The organism is Acinetobacter sp. UBA991 (assembly GCF_002292065.1).
In the GTDB taxonomy this organism is placed as follows: domain Bacteria; phylum Pseudomonadota; class Gammaproteobacteria; order Pseudomonadales; family Moraxellaceae; genus Acinetobacter; species Acinetobacter higginsii.
The window spans coordinates 46,843-64,824 of sequence record NZ_DBBF01000021.1; the positions used below are offsets into that span (position 1 = coordinate 46,843).

Genomic DNA, 17,982 nt, shown 5'->3' on the forward strand with positions numbered 1-17,982 from the left:
ATGCAGGCAGATGTAATCATTGAAATCCCGTTTCATGATGTGGATACCATGAATGTGGTCTGGCATGGGCATTATTTAAAGTATTTCGAAATTGCACGTTGTAAGTTATTGGAACAGTTTAATTATAACTATAACCAGATGAGAGCATCGGGCTATGCGTGGCCTGTGATTGAAAGCCATGTGCGTTATGTGCAGGGGATTGAGTTTGAACAGAAAATTAAAGTTCGTGCGATTTTAAAAGAATGGGAAAACCGTTTAAAAATTGAATATCTGATTCTTGATGCGAACACTGGACGACGTTTAACCAAAGGCTATACCACGCAAGTGGCTGTGAATATGGAGACCCGAGAAATGTGTTTCCAGTCACCGCAAATTTTATTGGATTGTTTAAATGCATGGGATGCGTTTAAGGAGCACCCGCATGGTTAATTCTGGTTTTTTGAATCTCAATCGCCTTGTTGCATTGATGCAACAGCGTGCTTGCTGGTTATTACTCAGTGTTGTTAGTGTATTGTTTAGTTTGAGTGTTTCCGTATCGGCACATGCGGATCAGGTCTCGACAATTTTTAATCAGCTTGCTAAAAGTGAACTCATTCGCGCCGATTTTGAACAGCAAAAAAAGTTGGCAAGTTTAAACAAGACTTTTGTTTCCAATGGCACACTGACCTTTGCGAAATCAAATGGTATACTTTGGCAAATTAAACGACCTGTGCAAGCAGGTTTGATCGTAACCCAAAAGAAACTCATCCAGAAAACACAACGAACCTATAGCCAGATCCAGATTGACCAATCGCCTTATAGTTCGGTTGCGACCTTATTTTTGCAACTGATGTCGGGTGATGATAAAGCCTTGGCGAAGAATTTTAATGTGTTATCCGCCAATTACAGCCCGACAGGATGGAATATCGCGTTAACACCTAAATCAGCGCTATTTAAAAAGTTGTTCCTGAGAATTGATGCGCAAGGACAACAGTATGTGAATAAGATTGTGATTCAAGAACAGGCCAATAATAGCACCACGATTTTATTCCGTAATCAAACCACTCAACCGAATCAACTGACGGCTGCTGAAGATGCGCTTTTCCAATTGGCAAAATAAATTTACTGCCATCTGGTTAGTTCTTTTAACCATTGTTGGACTTGCGCTGGCAGTGGCATGGGTCAAAAAAGAGATCCATATCCAGACCAATATTTTTGCTTTGCTGCCTGAAACGCAAAAAAATCCTGAGCTTGCTAAAACACAGCAATATATGAGTGATCAGCTCAATGAAAAAGTCTTTGTTGTTTTAGAAAGTCAGGATCAACAGGCCTTAGCGCAAGCCACTCAGTTGTTTCAACAGAAGTTACTACACAGTGACCTGTGGCAACCGCTTCGACCACAGTTGGATTTAGCACAGTTTTCCAAACAGCTATATCAACATCGGGCAGGTTTGCTGAATCAACAAGACCGACAGTTTTTGCAACAGCAGGATTATGAGGCACTGACCGAACAAAGCCTGATGCAGTTAATGAGTGTCGGGATGCCGATTACCGCGACCTCACTACAGCAAGACCCTTTATTGCTGTTTCCACGCTATATGTTGAGTGTGGCCAATCAGCTTTCAAGCAATGTTGAGCTGGAAGATGGTTTTGCAACCATTCATGATGAGCAAAAGACCTCACGCTTATTGGTTCTGCAATTAAAACAGAGTCCTTATAACATTGATTATCAGGAACAGGTCAGCGCTTGGATTGAACAGTTGCAGCCTGAGCTGAATAAATTGCAGGTTCAATCGCATTGGACGGGGACCATTTTATTTTCTAATTATGGAACCCAGTCGGCCAAGCAGGAAATCTCAACCATTGGCCTCGGTTCGACCTTGGGCTTAATCCTGTTGGTCTGGTTTGGCTTCCGTTCATTCCGACCGCTCATTACTGAATTTATCGCAGTGTCGACGGGGAGCTTATTGGCATTTGCGGTGACACATCTGGTGTTTGGTGAAATCCATCTGATGACCTTGGTTTTTGGCGCCAGCCTGATTGGGGTGTGTGTCGATTTCTCTTTCTATTTTATGGCAATGCAATCGCAGCATCGTAAACTGGATGGATTTAGGATTCTTAGACCGTTGCTGCCAAGCTTATTTATGGGCTTAATGACCACGGTTGTGGCCTATATTTTTCTGAGCTTTACGCCGTTTCCTGCCTTTAGGCAAATTGCGGTATTTTCAATTGTCGGTTTGGTCGCTGCTTGGATCACCAGTGTATTGCTCCTACCGCGCTTAGCTCCGCTGAATGCACAAGCTGCAATTCGACGCTTAGCTTGGATTGGAATGGCCAGACAATGGTTTCAGCAACATCAAAAACTACGCTATGGCTTTATTTTGAGTATCTTGCTGATTGGAGGAGGCAGCCTATTTGCTCTGCAATCCAATGATGATATTCGAAACTTGCAAAGTATGGATGCCAAGCTGAAACAGGAAGATCAATATATTCGTTCCTTGTTTGCCCAGCAGCAAAGCAGTGATTATTTTGTTGTGCGTGCACACTCCAGTGCTGAGCTTGAGCAGCATGAAGCACAATTGATTGATCAATTGCAGCAATTGCAAACTCAGGGGCAGATTGACGGTTTTCAAGCTTTGGGACAATGGATTCCGCCTTTGGCCCAGCAGCAACAAAATGTGCAACTACTTCAGCAGATTCCTGCAACCGCATTGAAAAAGTATGCGGAAAGCATGGGTTTAAATTTTGCGGATCTACTGCAATGGCAACAACAATTGCAGCAGCAACCTTTACTCACAGCACAGGTGTTTCAACAACATCCCTTGGCATTTTTACAGCTCAGTCCTACCGAGCGTCTGGTTATGGTTCGTGGGGTGAAGCAGGCGCAGCGATTAAAGCAATTGGAATCCGCACAGATTGATTTCCAACAACCCGTCAGCACACTGTCTAGTGCGTTTGCACAGCATCGTCAGCAAGCGCAGCATTTATTGATCTATGCCTTATTGGGATTGGCGCTGGGTTTGGGCTTGGTCTATGGCAGGCGTTCGATTATGCCGCTGGTTTTGCCTGTGACTTTGGCGCTGATCAGTACCTTTGCGGTACAGGCATGGTTGGGTGTGGAAATTAACTTGTTCAGTATTATGGGAACCTTCTTGATCATTGGGATTGGTGTGGATTATGCGATTTTCTATCGGCATGGACATGACCATCCACAGGTGGTTGGCATGGCGCTGTTTTTGTGTATGATGTCGACCTTATTGGGCTTTGGACTCTTATCATTGAGTCATACTTATGCGATTCATTGCTTCGGTCTAACCGTTTTATTGGGTGTGATCTTTTCATTTGTTTATGCAACTTTGCTTACACCAGCTGATCAGCACCATATTGTGAATTTAGAAGAGCATTAAAAATTTTAATTTTTTGGGGGCAATGATGATACAAACAGCCGATGTGGTAATTATTGGTGCTGGACCTTCTGGCAGTTCAGCCGCAGCCTTGCTTCGTCAAAAAGGTTATGCGGTCACGGTGATTGAAAAACAATATTTTCCACGCTTTTCAATTGGTGAATCTTTATTACCGCAGTGCATGGTGTTTTTGGAAGAAGCGGGCTTATTAGAAACCGTACGGGAACATGTTCAATCCCGCGCATTCCAGTTTAAAAATGGCGCGGCATTTTTGTGTGGTGAAAAACGTAGCCATTATGATTTTACTGAAAAATTCAGTGCGGGGCCTGGCACCACTTGGCAAGTTCGCCGAGCTGATTTCGATCACTTACTGGCTCAACAAGCGCAGCAATACGGCGCAGATATTCGTTTTGGACATGAAGTTGTTGCGATCGATGTTGAGGTGGAACACCCAGTTTTAACCGTGCTAGATGAGGCACAGCAGCGCTATCAGATTCAAGCCAAGTTTTTATTGGATGCCAGTGGTTTTGGCCGTATCTTACCGAAGTTTCTAGATTTAGAAAGCCCATCCAATTTCCCAGTGCGTCGTGCCTTGTTTACCCATATTGAAGATGGGGTTGGCGATCGTGCTGATTTTGACCGTGACAAAATTTTAATTACCGTACATGAAAAAGACCGTCGTGCTTGGTATTGGCTGATTCCTTTTGCCGATGGTCGTGCTTCCTTTGGTGTGGTGGCAGAGCAGGATTTCTTTGATCATTATCAGGTTGAAGATGCCGCTCAGAATGAACCAGATTTGTTATTGAAACGGATTCTAGCTGATGATGCTGCGTTATCTGAGGTCTTAGCACAGGCGAAATTTGATACGCCTGTACGTACCTTGGTTGGTTATTCGGCAAACGTCAAACATTTGGCTGGTCGGAATTATGCCTTGCTCGGCAATGCAGGAGAGTTTCTCGACCCTGTATTTTCATCGGGAGTGACCATTGCATTAAAATCTTCCAGTCTGGCAATTCCTTTAGTTGATCGAGTGTTGCAAGGTGAACAGGTGGATTGGATGCAGGAGTACGAATTACCGCTGCGTAAAGGGATTAAAGTGTTTCGTGCTTATGTCGAGTCTTGGTACGAAGGCGAGTTTCAGGATGTGGTATTCGCAAGTAATCAAAATGACAACATTCGTCGGATGGTTTCATCATTACTGGCTGGTTATGCATGGGATGATCAAAATCCGATTCATAAAAATGCCAAACGCCGTTTAAGCACCTTGGCCGAGTACTGCCGTGAAGGCGTCGCGCAAGAGAAAGCCTTAGAGGTTTAATATGCAACGGATCTGGATCAACATATTATGCTGTAGCATGTTGCTGTTGAGTGGCTGTCAACTGACGCCCCATGCACAGGGACTAAAAAGCAGTCATTGGCCAGCACAGCAATATCAACGACAAGATCAAGTTGAAGTGCAGTGGAAGGATAAAAGCTTTAGCTTCTTACTGTATCAACAGCAGCAAGGTCAGCAACTCAGTCTGCTTGCTTTGGGTTTAACCGGACAGCCTTTGTTCCAATTACAGTTTGATGGGCAGCAGGTCAAAGTACAGCAACGCATTGATCAGATGCGTTTACTGCCTTTTGAGTTTGTGGTTCGAGATCTGTTATTTGCGACCTATCCTCATTTTGCTCAGTTAGGACAACAGTCTGTTCAGGTACAACAATCTGCAACGCAACAGCAAGTTTTTATTGCTGAAAAGGCTGTACTAGCAATTCAAACTCAAGACAATAGCATTGAGCTTGATAATCTACAGGTACCGTATCGCATGACCTTGAGCCCGATTGAAAATACCTTGAATGGTGATCAATCTGAGCAAGGAGTGCAGCCATGAGTCAATCTTTATCTCAGTTGCAAGCAGTCGGTATTCCCCTCAGTGTCGGGTTATCCGCATTAGGTCAGGATATTCAGCACATCCGTGAAGGTTTAGCGACTCCTGACAATACCCTGACACGGGAAGCAGGTTTTTTAGCGGATCGCGCTGTTTGGGTTGGACGCTATGCAGAGGCATTGATTGAGACTGTGCCTGAATCGCTAAGTCGATTTGACTCGCGGAATCTGCGCTTTGCTTTGACTGCGCTGCAAAAAATTGAGACAGAACTTCAACAGCAGATTGCCAGCATTGATCCAACTCGTTTAAGTATTGTAATGGGTACCTCGACTTCGGGAATATCCGACAGTGAGCTGTTACTGAAACAGTATTTTGATGGGAATGCTGCCATTGAAATTATGCATCAACCGCAAGAAATGGGTTGTCTGGCAAAAGCTCTGCAACATTATCTAGACTGGCAGGGCGCTGCTTATACCATTTCGACAGCCTGTTCTTCCAGCGCCAAAGCCTTTGCCGCAGGGCAACGTTTAATTCAGGCGGACTTAGCTGATGCCGTATTGGTCGGTGGGGTGGATACCTTATGCCAACTGACCTTAAATGGTTTTAACAGTTTGGAAAGTTTATCGGCAGATATTTGCCAACCCTGCGGTATCAATCGTGATGGTATTAATATTGGCGAAGCCGCGGCTTTATTTTTACTGACCAAAGCCTCCGCACCGATCATGTTATATGGTGTGGGTGAATCGATGGATGCATGGCATATTTCTGCGCCGCATCCTGAAGGTCTAGGTGCAGCGACCGCGATGCAGCGCGCCTTGGACAGTGCAGCGATAACAGCGCAAGAGGTGGGGTATATCAATTTGCATGGAACTGCCACACCGCAAAATGATGCGATGGAAATCAAGGCTGTTCGACAAGTCTTTCAAGGCTTGAATGTGCCCTTAAGTAGCACCAAGCATAAAACTGGACATTGTTTGGGAGCGGCGGGTGCGATAGAAGCTTTTATCTGTACTCAACTGTTAAAAGATCAAAGCGGCTTGCCTTTGCATCAACAGGTTGAGATTGATCCTGAGTTGGCGGATCAAAACTATGTCACAGATGCTCGGCAGACCGAGAATATTCGTTATGTGTTGAGTAATTCTTTTGCCTTTGGTGGCAGCAATATCAGCTTGTTATTTGGGGTGCAGCACTAAATGAAATTAGATGCGATTGAATATATTCCACATCAACAACCTATGGTCTTTATTGATCATTTGCTCGAAGTCAAAGACGGTTATGCGATTGCCGAATTGACCATTCGTCCTGAATTAATGTTCTGCGAGGCAGTGGGTTTACCTACATGGGCAAGTATTGAAATTATGGCGCAAACCATTAGTGCCTATTCAGGTTGGATGGGGCAACAATTACAGCAAGCACCAAAAGTGGGGTTTTTGTTGGGAACACGCAAGCTGCAGTTACCCTTTGCGTATTTTGCGCTTGGACAGACCTTAAGAATTCGGGTCGAGCAGCAATATCTGCATGAAGGCCTGGGGCAGTTTTCTTGCGAGATTGATGGTGCTGAGCAGGTGATCAGTGCCTTACTCAGTGTTTATGAACCGACTGATCAATCGACATTGGCATTATAGTTTTAGGAACAACAATGAGTAGAAGAATATTGGTCACGGGTTCAAGCCGTGGCATTGGTAAAGCAATCGCATTACAATTGGCTCAGGCGGGTTTTGACGTGACCATTCACGCCCGTTCACGTGAGGCTGAGGCAGCTCAGGTGGTTGAGCAGATTCAAAAGCTTGGGCAAAACAGCCATTATTTATTATTTGATGTGAATGAACGTGAGTATGTCAAAAGTTTATTAGAGCAAGATGTTGAACAGCATGGCGCTTTCTATGGCGTGGTACTGAATGCAGGTCTCACCCATGACGGTGCTTTCCCTGCATTGACAGATCAGGATTGGGATGAGGTCATTTCGACCTCTTTAGACGGTTTTTATAATGTGCTTAAACCCTTGATCATGCCGATGATTCACCTACGCAAAGGTGGGCGAGTCGTGACGCTTTCTTCGGTCTCAGGCATTATGGGTAATCGTGGACAGGTGAATTATAGTGCAGCAAAAGCAGGCTTGATTGGGGCAACCAAGGCATTGGCTTTGGAGTTGGCCAAGCGCAAAATCACGGTGAACTGTGTGGCACCTGGCCTGATTGAAACGGAAATGGTCACCGATGAAGTCAAAGAGCATGCATTAAAAATGATTCCAATGCAGCGCATGGGGCAGGTGGATGAAGTGGCGGCTGTGGTGAAATTTCTCTGTTCTGATGAAGCCTCTTATATTACCCGTCAGGTGATTTCGGTCAATGGAGGACTGATTTGATGAAGCGTGTTGTGGTTACAGGCATGGCAGGAATTACCTCGCTGGGTGAAAATGCGGATGACATCTTTGCCCAATTTCATGCGGGTAAAAGCGGTATTTGCTATATGTCCGAGTGGGAGCAATATCCAGATTTAAGAACCAAGCTTGCAGGCCCAGTGACAGGTTTTCAAGTCGCCAAGCATTTTAATCGCAAAGTGACACGAGGCATGGGGCGTGTCGCATTAATGTCAGTTATCAGTGCTGAGAATGCCTTGCAAGATGCAGGCTTAATCGGTCATGAGATATTAAATAGCGGTGAAGCCGGCGTGGCCTTTGGCTCATCTGCTGGCAGTGTGGATGCGGTGCGCGAGTTTGGCAATATGCTGATTGATCAAGACATGAGTAAGATCAATGCCACCACCTATATCCGCATGATGTCACATACCAGTGCTGTGAACATGACCGTTTATTTCGGTCTGAAAGGGCTCACCTTGCCAACCTCGAGTGCATGCACCTCAGGTTCAATGGCGATTGGTCAGGCCTATGAAGCGATTAAATACGGTAAACAAACCCTGATGTTGGCCGGTGGGGCGGAAGAGCTGAGTGCCGCAGGTGCCGCCGTTTTTGATGTTTTATTGGCGACCAGTGGGATGAATGATCATCCTGAAAAATCACCACGACCGTTTGATACACGACGAGACGGCTTGGTGATTGGCGAGGGCGCTGGTTGTTTGATTCTCGAAGAATATGAACATGCCAAGCAGCGCGGCGCCACCATTTACGCGGAGATCATTGGCTATGCGAGCAATACCGATGGGCAGCATGTGACCAAGCCTGATAGTGAGCGGATGGGGCAATGCATGCAAATGGCATTGAAAGATGCCCAACTGGATGCCAGCCAGATTGATTATGTCAATGCGCATGGCACTTCAACCGATCAAGGTGATATTGCTGAAAGCCTAGCTACGGCAAGAATTTTAGGGCGTAAACCGATTAGCTCATTAAAAAGCTATTTTGGGCATACCTTGGGGGCGTGTGGGGCAATTGAAGCTTGGTTGGGTATAGAAATGATGCAGCGAGGACAATTGATTCCAACGTTGAATCTGGATGAAATTGATCCACAATGTGGTGATTTAGATTATATTACCCAGCAAGTGAGAGCGAGTGAGATCAATATCATGATGAGCAATAACTTCGCTTTTGGTGGGATTAACACCTCACTGATTTTTAAACGAACAACATAACAAGCAAGGGGCATCATAATGTCAATCAAACAATTATTCTTAGCAACTGTATTAACGACTGGTTTTGCTTCATCTGTTCAAGCTGCGGATACCGTGCATAATCTGGATTTTAAAGCGGCGGTAGACCGTGCAGTTGCTGATGGAACGCTAGATGGAACAGTAAAGTTTTATCTTAAAGGTACTAAATCAGGTGGAAAAGTATTAGAACAAGATATCGTCACCAATCAGAAAACCAATGGTTTTGGTAAGTCAGCTGAAAAGTCATGTGATTGGGTGCTTCGTTCGGCATTAATCCAGTTAGACAAAGCAGCAAAAGCGCGTGGTGCCAATGCAGTGACCAATATCGTGAGTTATTTTAAAAAGAATGAATCACAAAATTCGACCACTTATCAATGCTATAAAGGTATGGCAGTGGCGAGCGTTGCACTGAAAGGCGATATTGTGAAGTTTTAAGTGATTTGATCAGGTTAAGCCAATGACGCTACGTGAAATTGAAATCCATGTTCAGGCATTGGCACAACTGGTTGAAAAGCCCAAAACCGATTTTGCTGATTTAAGCAGCTTTAACCATTATAAAAAACAGCAGATCAGGGACTATCGTAATCATCTGTTGGCGCAACGACTGCAAAGTGATGTTGCTGCGCTCAGTTTTTCCAAACATGAACATGGTAAGCCCTTTCTAAGTTCGCATGCATTACATTTTAACCATACCCATAGCCAGCAATATTATGCCTTGGCGATGAGTGAACGGGTCAAAGATCTTGGGATTGATGTCGAAGAATTGGATCGTAAAGTGCGTTTTGATGCCTTGGCAAAACATGCTTTTCATACCGAAGAATACCAAACTTGGCTGCAGCAAGATCAGGACCCAGAGTATTGGCTGCGGGTCTGGACCACAAAAGAGGCGGTATTGAAAGCGTCAGGCCTTGGTATTCGTTTAGACCTGAATAGTTTGAATACGCAGGTGCATCCATTCAATCATGGGGGTATGTGTTCTCACCCCTTAATCGGTCACTTTGCCTATCAACATTTTATTCTCAATCAGAAGATGGTACTGACCGTGGCATGGCGGGCAGAGCCATCGTGTCGTGGTTTCCAGTTTCCACGCATTCAGATCATTCAGCATTAGAGAACAACCACCATCAATACAGTCATTGATGGTTTTGAGGAAGATTCAAGTTTTGTTGATGACGGATACTTTTTGCTTTTATAACGACACTTTCCCGAGAGAGGCTATAGTAAAAACTGCTGCCAAGAATCACCCCAATAAACCAGTTGAAGGGTGCCAAAAACTGAAAACTCGGAATAAGAACCAACAGCAGGCCGATACTGACTGCTGCCACTAAGCTCATCACCGCTTTTTTATTGATGCCTTTTTGATAGTAATAGGCTGCAGAGGGTTGATCGCTGAATAAGTCATCGACCCGTACTTTTTGTTTGTTAATCAGATAAAAGTCAGCAAGTAGAATACCAAACAGTGGACCGATAAAAGCCGCTAAAGTATCAAGGGTATAGTGAATCAGTTCTGGGGAATTAAATAAATTCCATGGGGTGATAAAGATGGAACCGATCGCTGCAATCATGCCTGCTCTGCGAAAATTAAGAAAACGAGGCGCGAGATTAGAGAAGTCAAAACCTGCCGAAACAAAATTCGCCACAATATTAATGCCAATGGTCGCGGTTAATACCGTCAATAAACCGAGCACCACCACCAATCCGTTATCGATCATGGCAACCGTTTCGAGTGGATCATGTACCATTTTTCCAAAAACACTAAAGGTACCTGAAACAATCATCACCACAATGATGGCAAAGAAAATAAAGTTAAACGGCAGTCCCCAAAAGTTCCCTTTTTTAACCTGTTGCATATCTTTGCCATAACGGGAGAAATCACCAAAGTTGAGTAAGGGACCAGAGAAATAAGACACCACCAATGCAATGGCCACAATAGTTTGCATGATCTGCTGATTGACGCTGAGCTGTTTATCACTGAGATTAAAGGAAATATTATGCCAACCCGCTTTCCACACCAACCATAATGCCAGCGCTAACATCACCACATAGACCATTGGACCTGCCCAATCGATGAAGACCTTGATGGTGTCCATGCCTTTCCAGAAAACCAATGCTTGTATCGCCCAAATAAAACCAAAACAGATCCAGCCAATCGTACTTAGACCTGCAAACTCTGTCAGTGTAAGCGGGTGTAAGGCTGGATAGAACTTAAGTAGAATCATCATCAGGGCATTGGATGCCAACCAGGTTTGAATGCCGTACCATGAAACTGCAATCAGGCCGCGAATTAAGGCAGGAATATAGGCCCCATAAATCCCGAAGGCTTGGCGAGAGATGACGGCATAGGGAACCCCTGAAATTTGACTGGGTTTTGCGACCAAGTTCGCCGCAACTTGGACGATCACGATACCAATGAGTAAGGCAAGCAGAACTTGCCAACTGGCAAGACCGAGTGAAAATAAGCTCGCTGCGACCACATAGCCACCCATACTATGCACATCGGACATCCAAAAGGAAAAGATGTTATACCACGTCCAATTTTGTTGCGCAGGGATGAGGTCTTCATTGGAGAGTTTAGGACTATAGTTCGGGTTATCGCTCATGACGGGTCTTCAAGATAAACAACTGTTCAGACCAGTTATGCAGAAATTAAGCCAACTTCTTTTTATTGGTTTAAATTTGTTATTAATTTATTGATTATATTTGTTTAAATATTTAATTTTAGATTTTAACTGTTCAGACCAGTTGGATTGAAATATGATCAATCTTATTTTTTGAATTAAAAATGTGCAGAAATGAGAAACGTGACTCGAATTCAGATCATTAATCCAAATACCTGTGTCGAAATGACCGCATCGATTGCTGAGGCTGCAAGTCGGGTGGCCGCGGCAGATACCGAAATTATAGCCCAGTCTCCAAAGAATGGTGTTCCTTCAATTGAAGGACATTATGATGAGGCAATGTCTGCCATTGGAGTGCTGGAGTTAATTCAACAAGGGAAAGCACAACAGGTCGATGGGCATATTATCGCCTGCTTTGGTGATCCAGCCTTGCATGCGGCTAGAGAATTGGCTCAGGCGCCTGTGATTGGTATTGCCGAAGCAGCATTTCATATGGCCAGTTTGGTGGCAACAAAATTTTCGATTGTGACTACCTTAGCCCGAACCAAAATTATTGCTGAACATTTATTGCATCAATATGGATTTGAACGAAAATGCGCACAGATTCGATGCATAGATCTACCTGTATTGGCATTGGAACATGATAAGCAAGCGGCATATGAAAAATTATTAGAGAGTTGCCAGCAAGCTAAAATACATGATGGGATTGGTGCAATTGTATTGGGCTGTGGCGGCATGGCCGAGATGGCAGATCAGGTCAGTCTAGAGCTTGGCATTCCGATTATTGATGGGGTTCGGGCTGCGGTAAAACTGATTGAAGGTTTACACGGTTTAGGCATTCAAACCAGTAAGTGGGGAGATTATGATTATCCCTTAATAAAAGGATAATTCAGTGCAACTGTATGTGAAAATATGGATGATAAACGTCTGTTTAAGTTTGGATTTGCTTTGATACCCATACAAAAATGCCAGCATTTCGCTGGCATTTTTAGTTTCAAGAAGAACAGATTTAAGGAATCTGATCTTCTTCAAATTCAGGTTTAACTTGAACAATAAAGTCCTGACGATTCAGACCACGCCATAAAGCGTATGCTGTACCGATATAGATCGATGAGTAGGTACCAACAAAGATACCGACAAACATTGCCATAGAGAACCAGTGTAAGCCATCACCGCCTAAGAACATCATGGCAAGGACCACGAGTAATAAGGTCATCGAGGTGTGAATGGTACGACGTAAGGTTTCTGTCAGCGCAATATCTACGATTTCACGAGGGCTTGCACCACGAATTTTGCGGAAGTTTTCACGGATACGGTCCGATACAACGATGTTATCGTTGAGTGAGAAACCGATTACCGCAAGTACAGCCGCAAGTACGGTTAAGTCGAATGGCCATTGGAACAGCGCGAAGGCACCAAAAATGATGATAATGTCATGGAATAATGACATTACAGCGCCGACTGCCATTTTAAACTCAAAGCGAACGGTGACGTAGATCAACATTAAGATCAATGCCAGCGCAACCGCACCCGCAGAGCGGACATAGAGTTCATTACCCACTGCACCACCGACAGAGTCCACTTTGTGAACTTCTACGGTGTTGTTCGGTAATTGAACCGCTTTGGTGATGCTATTGCTCAGGTCTTCAACATTCAGGTCTTCTTGTACTGGCATACGTACGATGAGGTCAGTACTACTGCCTAAAGTTTGTACCACAGCATCTTTAAAGCCTGCACGATCAAGTGCTTGAACCACTTGAGCAGGTTGAACTCCTTGCTTGTAGTTTAATTCAGCCGAGATACCACCAGTAAAGTCCAAACCAAGATTGAGACCTTTCGTTACGATAAAGAAGATACTGGCAATGGTAATCAGAATCGAGAAGATAGCCGCAGGTTTGGCAATCTTCATGAATGGGATGATTTTTAGATCATCTGGGCGACCGTATTGCTTTGAGTCTTGTTGAGTCAGATCAGTCATGTGAATCTCCTTAAATACTCAACTTGTTCAAATTACGGCGTTTGCCATAAATGAGCTGTACGATTGCACGGGTTACTGTAATTGCAGTAAACATCGAACAAATAATACCAATCATCAAGGTGACTGCGAAGCCTTTGATCGGACCTGTACCAATCGCGAATAAAATAAACGCAACAATGAACGTGGTTAAGTTCGAGTCAAGAATGGTGTTATAGGCCCGATCATAACCGGCCACAATCGCCTGTTTGGGCGAGGCGCCCCAGAGCATTTCCTCTCGTATTCGTTCACAGATCAGGACGTTGGCATCAACCGCCATACCAATGGTAATTACGATACCTGCAATACCCGGCAAGGTGAGGGAAGCTCCAATCCAAGACATTACCGTTAAGATCATGGCAAGGTTAAAGACCAAGGCAAAGTTCGCGATTAAACCGAATAGACGGAAGAACACGATCATCCAGATCGCAACCAGCAAGAAACCGATTTGGGTCGATAATACGCCCTTATCAATGTTTTCTTGACCAAGGCTTGGACCCACGACACGTTCTTCAACGAAGTACATTGGCGCAGCCAAAGCACCTGCACGAAGCATCAAGGCAAGCTCAGCCGCTTCTTGTGGTGAATCTAGACCAGTAATACGGAATTGTGAACCCAATACCGCTTGGATCGTCGCAGCGTTGATTACCACAGATTCGGTATATGGGGTGCGAACTTCGGTTTGAACACCTGTATTTGGATCAGCAACATAAGAGATCTTTTGTTTATTTTCGATAAACAAAACGGCCATGCGCTTGCCGACAGCACCACGAGTGGCATCTGCCATCAACTTACCGCCAGAAGAGTCTAGGGTGATGTTTACTTCAGCACCACCAGAGTCTTGGCTAAAGCCAGAACTTGCGTTTTGAACACGTTCACCGGTCAAAATACGGTTACGTTGTAACAGCAATTGACGACCACTGTCTAAAGACTGATAAGCAAAGACTTCAGTCCCCGGAGGAAGTGGTTGACCATTATATTTACCTGTATATGGGTCAATATATTGATCATTACTATCCGCGACCAAACGGAACTCTAAGTTCGCCGTACGACCCAAGACACGCTTTGCTTCTGCGGTATCTTGCACACCCGGTAATTCAACCACAATACGGTTGCTACCTTGGGTTTGTACCAGTGCTTCAGCCACACCGAGTTCGTTAATACGGTTACGTAAAGTGGTTAAGTTTTGATTCACTGCATAAGATTGAATTTCCTGACGACGAGTGTCGGTATAATTCAGTCTTAAGGTTGCACCAGATGAGGTTGCAACTGCTTGCTGAGTAAATTCATTACCATTACGACGTAAAAAATCGGCCGCTGCATCACGGTCTGCATTGCTGGCAAACTGGACGGTAATGGTATTGTTATTTAAAGCAAGGTTGTTAAATTTGATTTTGTTATCACGGAATTGACGACGCAAATCAGTCGCTGATGTTTCCATACGCTGACTAATTGCTTTATCCATGTCGACTTCGAGCAAGAAGTGTACACCGCCACGTAAGTCTAAACCGAGTTTCATCGGTTTCGCCCCAATTTTTTGCAACCACTCAGGTGTGGTTGGTGCAAGGTTGAGGGCAACTACATAGTCATCACCTAAATCACGGCGTAACACTTCTTTGGCTTTTAACTGCGCTTCAGAAGAGCTTAAACGTAATAATGCCGCGTTATTGGTAAAGCTATTGTCGTGACTGCTAATGTCGGCAGTTTTTAAAATCTGCTCAGCTTTTTGCACGATCGTCTGATCAATTTTTGTGCCTGCTTTTGCCCCAGAAATTTGGACAGCAGGTTCATCTGGATACAGACTTGGAAGTGCATATAACGTACTGATCACAAGTACCACAAGGATCAGTAAATATTTCCATGCAGGGTAACGCATTCGCTTTCTTCTTAAATGAAAAAGTCGTGCTGAGGCACGACTATTTTATGATTAAAGGTTATTTAATGTGCCTTCAGGTAATACTGAAATGACACTCGCACGTTGGATTTTTACCTCAACACCGCGAGTGAGTTCAACTACTGCAAAGTCACCTTCAAGCTTGGTAATTCTCCCCATTAAACCACCAGCAAACACGATTTCGCTGCCTACACCCAAGCTTTCGATTAAAGAACGATGTTCTTTAGCACGTTTTGCCTGAGGTCTCCAGATCAAGAAATAGAAGATTGCGATGAATACCGCGATCATCAATAAGTTTGCCATGAGGCTTGGACCTTGTGTCGCAGCAGGAGCCGCGTGAGCAGTAGAGATGAAAAAACTCATTTCGATTTCCTAAAATTAAAAGGCAAAAAATTAACAATAAATTCCAATTCGTTTTGCAATGTACCTTGTCTTGCGATCAGGCGCAAATCTTGATGCAAATCGTTCTGCTTAGTCTTCTGGACATGCTGGAACTTCTAATCCACGACGGGCATAAAAGTCCTGAACGTATTCATCAAATGTGCCATTATCCAATGCATCACGCATACCTTGCGTCAGGCGTTGGTAGTAACGCAAGTTGTGGATGGTGCCAAGCATTGATGCCAGCATCTCACCACACTTCTCTAAATGATATAAATAGGCACGAGTAAAGTTTTTACAAGTGTAGCAATCACAATGTGGGTCTAAAGGCCCTTTATCATGGCGATATTTACTATTACGGATTCTGACCAGACCATCGGTGACAAAATAATGACCATTACGAGCATTACGGGTTGGCATCACGCAGTCAAACATATCGACACCACGACGAACCGCTTCTACGATGTCTTCTGGTTTACCCACACCCATTAAATAGCGAGGTTTATCCTGTGGCATTTTGTTGGGTAGATAATCAAGCACCTTGATCATTTCTTCTTTCGGTTCACCGACCGATAAGCCACCAATCGCATAACCATCAAAACCAACTTCTAACAAGCCTTTGAGTGACTCGTCACGTAGGTCTTCGTACATCCCACCTTGAATGATGCCGAATAAGGCATTTTTATTGTTAAGCGCATCATGATGATGCGTTTTACAACGTTTGGCCCAGCGTAAAGAAAGTTGCAATGATTTTTGCGCTTCTTCATGGGTGGCAGGGTAAGGGGTACATTCATCAAAAATCATCACGATATCTGAGTTCAATACATGTTGGATCTCCATTGAAATTTCTGGAGACAAGAACACCTTGGAACCATCAATCGGAGAGCGGAAGGTGACACCTTCTTCTTTGATTTTACGCATTGCGCCCAAGCTAAACACTTGGAAACCGCCTGAGTCAGTCAAAATTGGTTTATCCCATTGGATAAACTCATGCAGGCCGCCATGCTCTTTAATCACTTCCAAACCTGGACGTAAGTAAAGGTGGAAGGTGTTTCCTAAGATAATCTGTGCTTGAATTTCTTCAATATCACGTGGGAGCATGCCTTTAACCGTACCGTAAGTACCCACAGGCATAAACACAGGGGTTTCAACCACACCATGTTCTAAAGTAAGTCGACCACGACGGGCGCGCCCCGACTGGCCTAATTTTTCAAATTTCATGTAATAACCTGAGCAAGATCGAAGTGCTACTTTGATTGCAGCGCAAGGAGGCGAAAAAACAGTTCGCTGATCGAAAGCGGCTATTTTCCCCGATTATGGCGTGTAGTTCTACTACTAAATGTAGCGAGAGATAAAATAGATTTAGTTTGATAAGTTTTGAGTGATATTTGCTCGAATGTTGATGAGCAAATACTGATTTAAGTGAATAAGGTTTTTGCATTTTGTAATGCGAAATTTGTGAGGGAATTTGCTATCGAGATGGCGGCATGGATGCCGCCGCGTTAGACTACGGTAGCAGGGATGTACCGTCAGTCTATGAGTAGCGATTAAAGCTGTGCAAGGGTTTTTGCTGAAATGAGTGAGATAACGGTAAGATGCTAAAATGTTATAACTACCGCACTAAAAATTCGGTTTATAGTCAAAATTTTCAGTCGCCAGATTATCCTTAAACGGGCGAATCGCTTTCTTGGATAAAGTCAGGGTATTGATCAAGTTGTTTGGAAACACTTCGATCTGGTTATTAAACAATTCCACGTTACGGTTAAAGATGGTGATTGCCGCACCGACGTTCTCGTTTTGCTCCTGAATATCATCCATCATCTTGCTATACAGCGCATCGGCTTTCAGTTCGGGGTAATTTTCGACCACCACATTCAGACTACGAATCAGCTCCTTACTCATTTTCTCAATTTGTTGTAACTGAGAAATATCCGTGTCATTCACATTCAGATTGAGAATCTGTTGGCGCAATTCGGTGACTTTTTCTAAAGTCGATTTCTCGAACTGGGTGTATTGATCCAACGTTGCTTCCAAGGCTTCTAAGGTCTTTACTTTTTGACGTTCGAAGTTGGCCACTTCTGACCATGCCCGTTTGGTGGCATTAAAATAACGCACGATATTATTACGGATAGAAATGCCCCACACGATCAGTGCGACAAAAATTCCCAAGAAGATCAGTAAACCTGTCATCGCCATTCCCCTTATTGTTATTGCT

18 protein-coding genes are annotated in these 17,982 nt (G+C 44.1%); 12 read left to right on the forward strand and 6 right to left on the reverse strand.

Features of this window, described 5'->3' with window-relative positions; genetic code table 11:
* The 11 genes from B2727_RS07995 to B2727_RS08045 are packed head-to-tail and all read left to right on the forward strand — an operon-like array spanning position 1 to position 9,971.
* The gene (locus B2727_RS07995; protein WP_004802675.1) at positions 1-429 is read left to right on the forward strand and encodes an acyl-CoA thioesterase; all 429 of its coding nucleotides are present in this window, start codon (positions 1-3) and stop codon (positions 427-429) included.
* A complete protein-coding gene (locus B2727_RS08000) occupies positions 422-1,099 on the forward strand; it encodes a LolA family protein (RefSeq protein WP_033134454.1) in 678 nt (225 codons plus the stop codon). The genes B2727_RS07995 and B2727_RS08000 overlap by 8 nt, the downstream gene beginning before the upstream one ends.
* A complete protein-coding gene (locus B2727_RS08005) occupies positions 1,074-3,386 on the forward strand; it encodes an MMPL family transporter (protein WP_004802678.1) in 2,313 nt (770 codons plus the stop codon). Before B2727_RS08000 ends, B2727_RS08005 begins: the two co-directional genes overlap by 26 nt.
* Positions 3,387-3,411: 25 nt before the next feature.
* Positions 3,412-4,701: an NAD(P)/FAD-dependent oxidoreductase gene (locus B2727_RS08010; protein ID WP_033134455.1), complete on the forward strand. Its 1,290-nt coding sequence runs from the start codon at positions 3,412-3,414 to the stop codon at positions 4,699-4,701.
* A gap of 1 nt (position 4,702) precedes the next feature.
* Positions 4,703-5,257 (forward strand): DUF3261 domain-containing protein, encoded by a 555-nt coding sequence (locus tag B2727_RS08015; protein WP_033134456.1) that lies wholly within the window; start codon positions 4,703-4,705, stop codon positions 5,255-5,257.
* Positions 5,254-6,447, forward strand: a complete 1,194-nt coding sequence (locus B2727_RS08020) for a beta-ketoacyl-[acyl-carrier-protein] synthase family protein (RefSeq protein WP_033134457.1) — start codon at positions 5,254-5,256, stop codon at positions 6,445-6,447. The genes B2727_RS08015 and B2727_RS08020 overlap by 4 nt, the downstream gene beginning before the upstream one ends.
* A complete protein-coding gene (locus B2727_RS08025) occupies positions 6,448-6,879 on the forward strand; it encodes a 3-hydroxylacyl-ACP dehydratase (RefSeq protein ID WP_033134458.1) in 432 nt (143 codons plus the stop codon).
* 14 nt (positions 6,880-6,893) lie between these two features.
* Positions 6,894-7,619 (forward strand): 3-ketoacyl-ACP reductase FabG2, encoded by a 726-nt coding sequence (locus B2727_RS08030; protein WP_033134459.1) that lies wholly within the window; start codon positions 6,894-6,896, stop codon positions 7,617-7,619.
* Positions 7,619-8,842, forward strand: a complete 1,224-nt coding sequence (locus B2727_RS08035) for a beta-ketoacyl-ACP synthase (RefSeq protein ID WP_033134460.1) — start codon at positions 7,619-7,621, stop codon at positions 8,840-8,842. Before B2727_RS08030 ends, B2727_RS08035 begins: the two co-directional genes overlap by 1 nt.
* Before the next feature lie 18 nt (positions 8,843-8,860).
* Complete coding sequence (locus B2727_RS08040) at positions 8,861-9,295, forward strand: hypothetical protein (RefSeq protein ID WP_033134461.1); 435 nt, start codon at positions 8,861-8,863, stop codon at positions 9,293-9,295.
* 22 nt (positions 9,296-9,317) lie between these two features.
* Positions 9,318-9,971, forward strand: coding sequence for a 4'-phosphopantetheinyl transferase family protein (locus B2727_RS08045; RefSeq protein ID WP_033134462.1), 654 nt, complete (start codon positions 9,318-9,320; stop codon positions 9,969-9,971).
* Positions 9,972-9,993: 22 nt separating this feature from the next.
* On the opposite strand, the gene B2727_RS08050 is transcribed toward B2727_RS08045, so the two are convergent.
* Complete coding sequence (locus B2727_RS08050; RefSeq protein ID WP_033134463.1) at positions 9,994-11,460, reverse strand: NCS1 family nucleobase:cation symporter-1; 1,467 nt, start codon at positions 11,458-11,460, stop codon at positions 9,994-9,996.
* Between the two features lie 192 nt (positions 11,461-11,652).
* On the opposite strand from B2727_RS08050, the gene B2727_RS08055 reads away from it, so the two are divergent.
* The gene (locus B2727_RS08055) at positions 11,653-12,366 is read left to right on the forward strand and encodes an aspartate/glutamate racemase family protein (protein ID WP_241345109.1); all 714 of its coding nucleotides are present in this window, start codon (positions 11,653-11,655) and stop codon (positions 12,364-12,366) included.
* Positions 12,367-12,487: 121 nt separating this feature from the next.
* Here the strand turns inward: B2727_RS08055 and secF are convergent, their stop codons facing one another.
* The 5 genes from secF to B2727_RS08080 form a co-directional block, all read right to left on the reverse strand.
* Positions 12,488-13,456: a protein translocase subunit SecF gene (secF, locus tag B2727_RS08060; protein WP_005322364.1), complete on the reverse strand. Its 969-nt coding sequence runs from the start codon at positions 13,454-13,456 to the stop codon at positions 12,488-12,490.
* A 10-nt stretch (positions 13,457-13,466) separates the two neighbouring features.
* On the reverse strand, positions 13,467-15,368 hold the full coding sequence (gene secD, locus B2727_RS08065) for a protein translocase subunit SecD (protein ID WP_004802699.1): 1,902 nt from the start codon (positions 15,366-15,368) through the stop codon (positions 13,467-13,469).
* 51 nt (positions 15,369-15,419) lie between these two features.
* Positions 15,420-15,749, reverse strand: coding sequence for a preprotein translocase subunit YajC (gene yajC / locus B2727_RS08070; RefSeq protein ID WP_004802702.1), 330 nt, complete (start codon positions 15,747-15,749; stop codon positions 15,420-15,422).
* A 108-nt stretch (positions 15,750-15,857) separates the two neighbouring features.
* The gene (gene tgt / locus B2727_RS08075; RefSeq protein WP_005206304.1) at positions 15,858-16,988 is read right to left on the reverse strand and encodes a tRNA guanosine(34) transglycosylase Tgt; all 1,131 of its coding nucleotides are present in this window, start codon (positions 16,986-16,988) and stop codon (positions 15,858-15,860) included.
* 399 nt (positions 16,989-17,387) lie between these two features.
* Positions 17,388-17,957 carry a LemA family protein gene (locus B2727_RS08080; RefSeq protein WP_004802705.1) on the reverse strand — a complete coding sequence of 190 codons (570 nt, stop codon included), beginning with the start codon at positions 17,955-17,957 and terminating at the stop codon, positions 17,388-17,390.
* Positions 17,958-17,982: the final 25 nt, after the last annotated feature.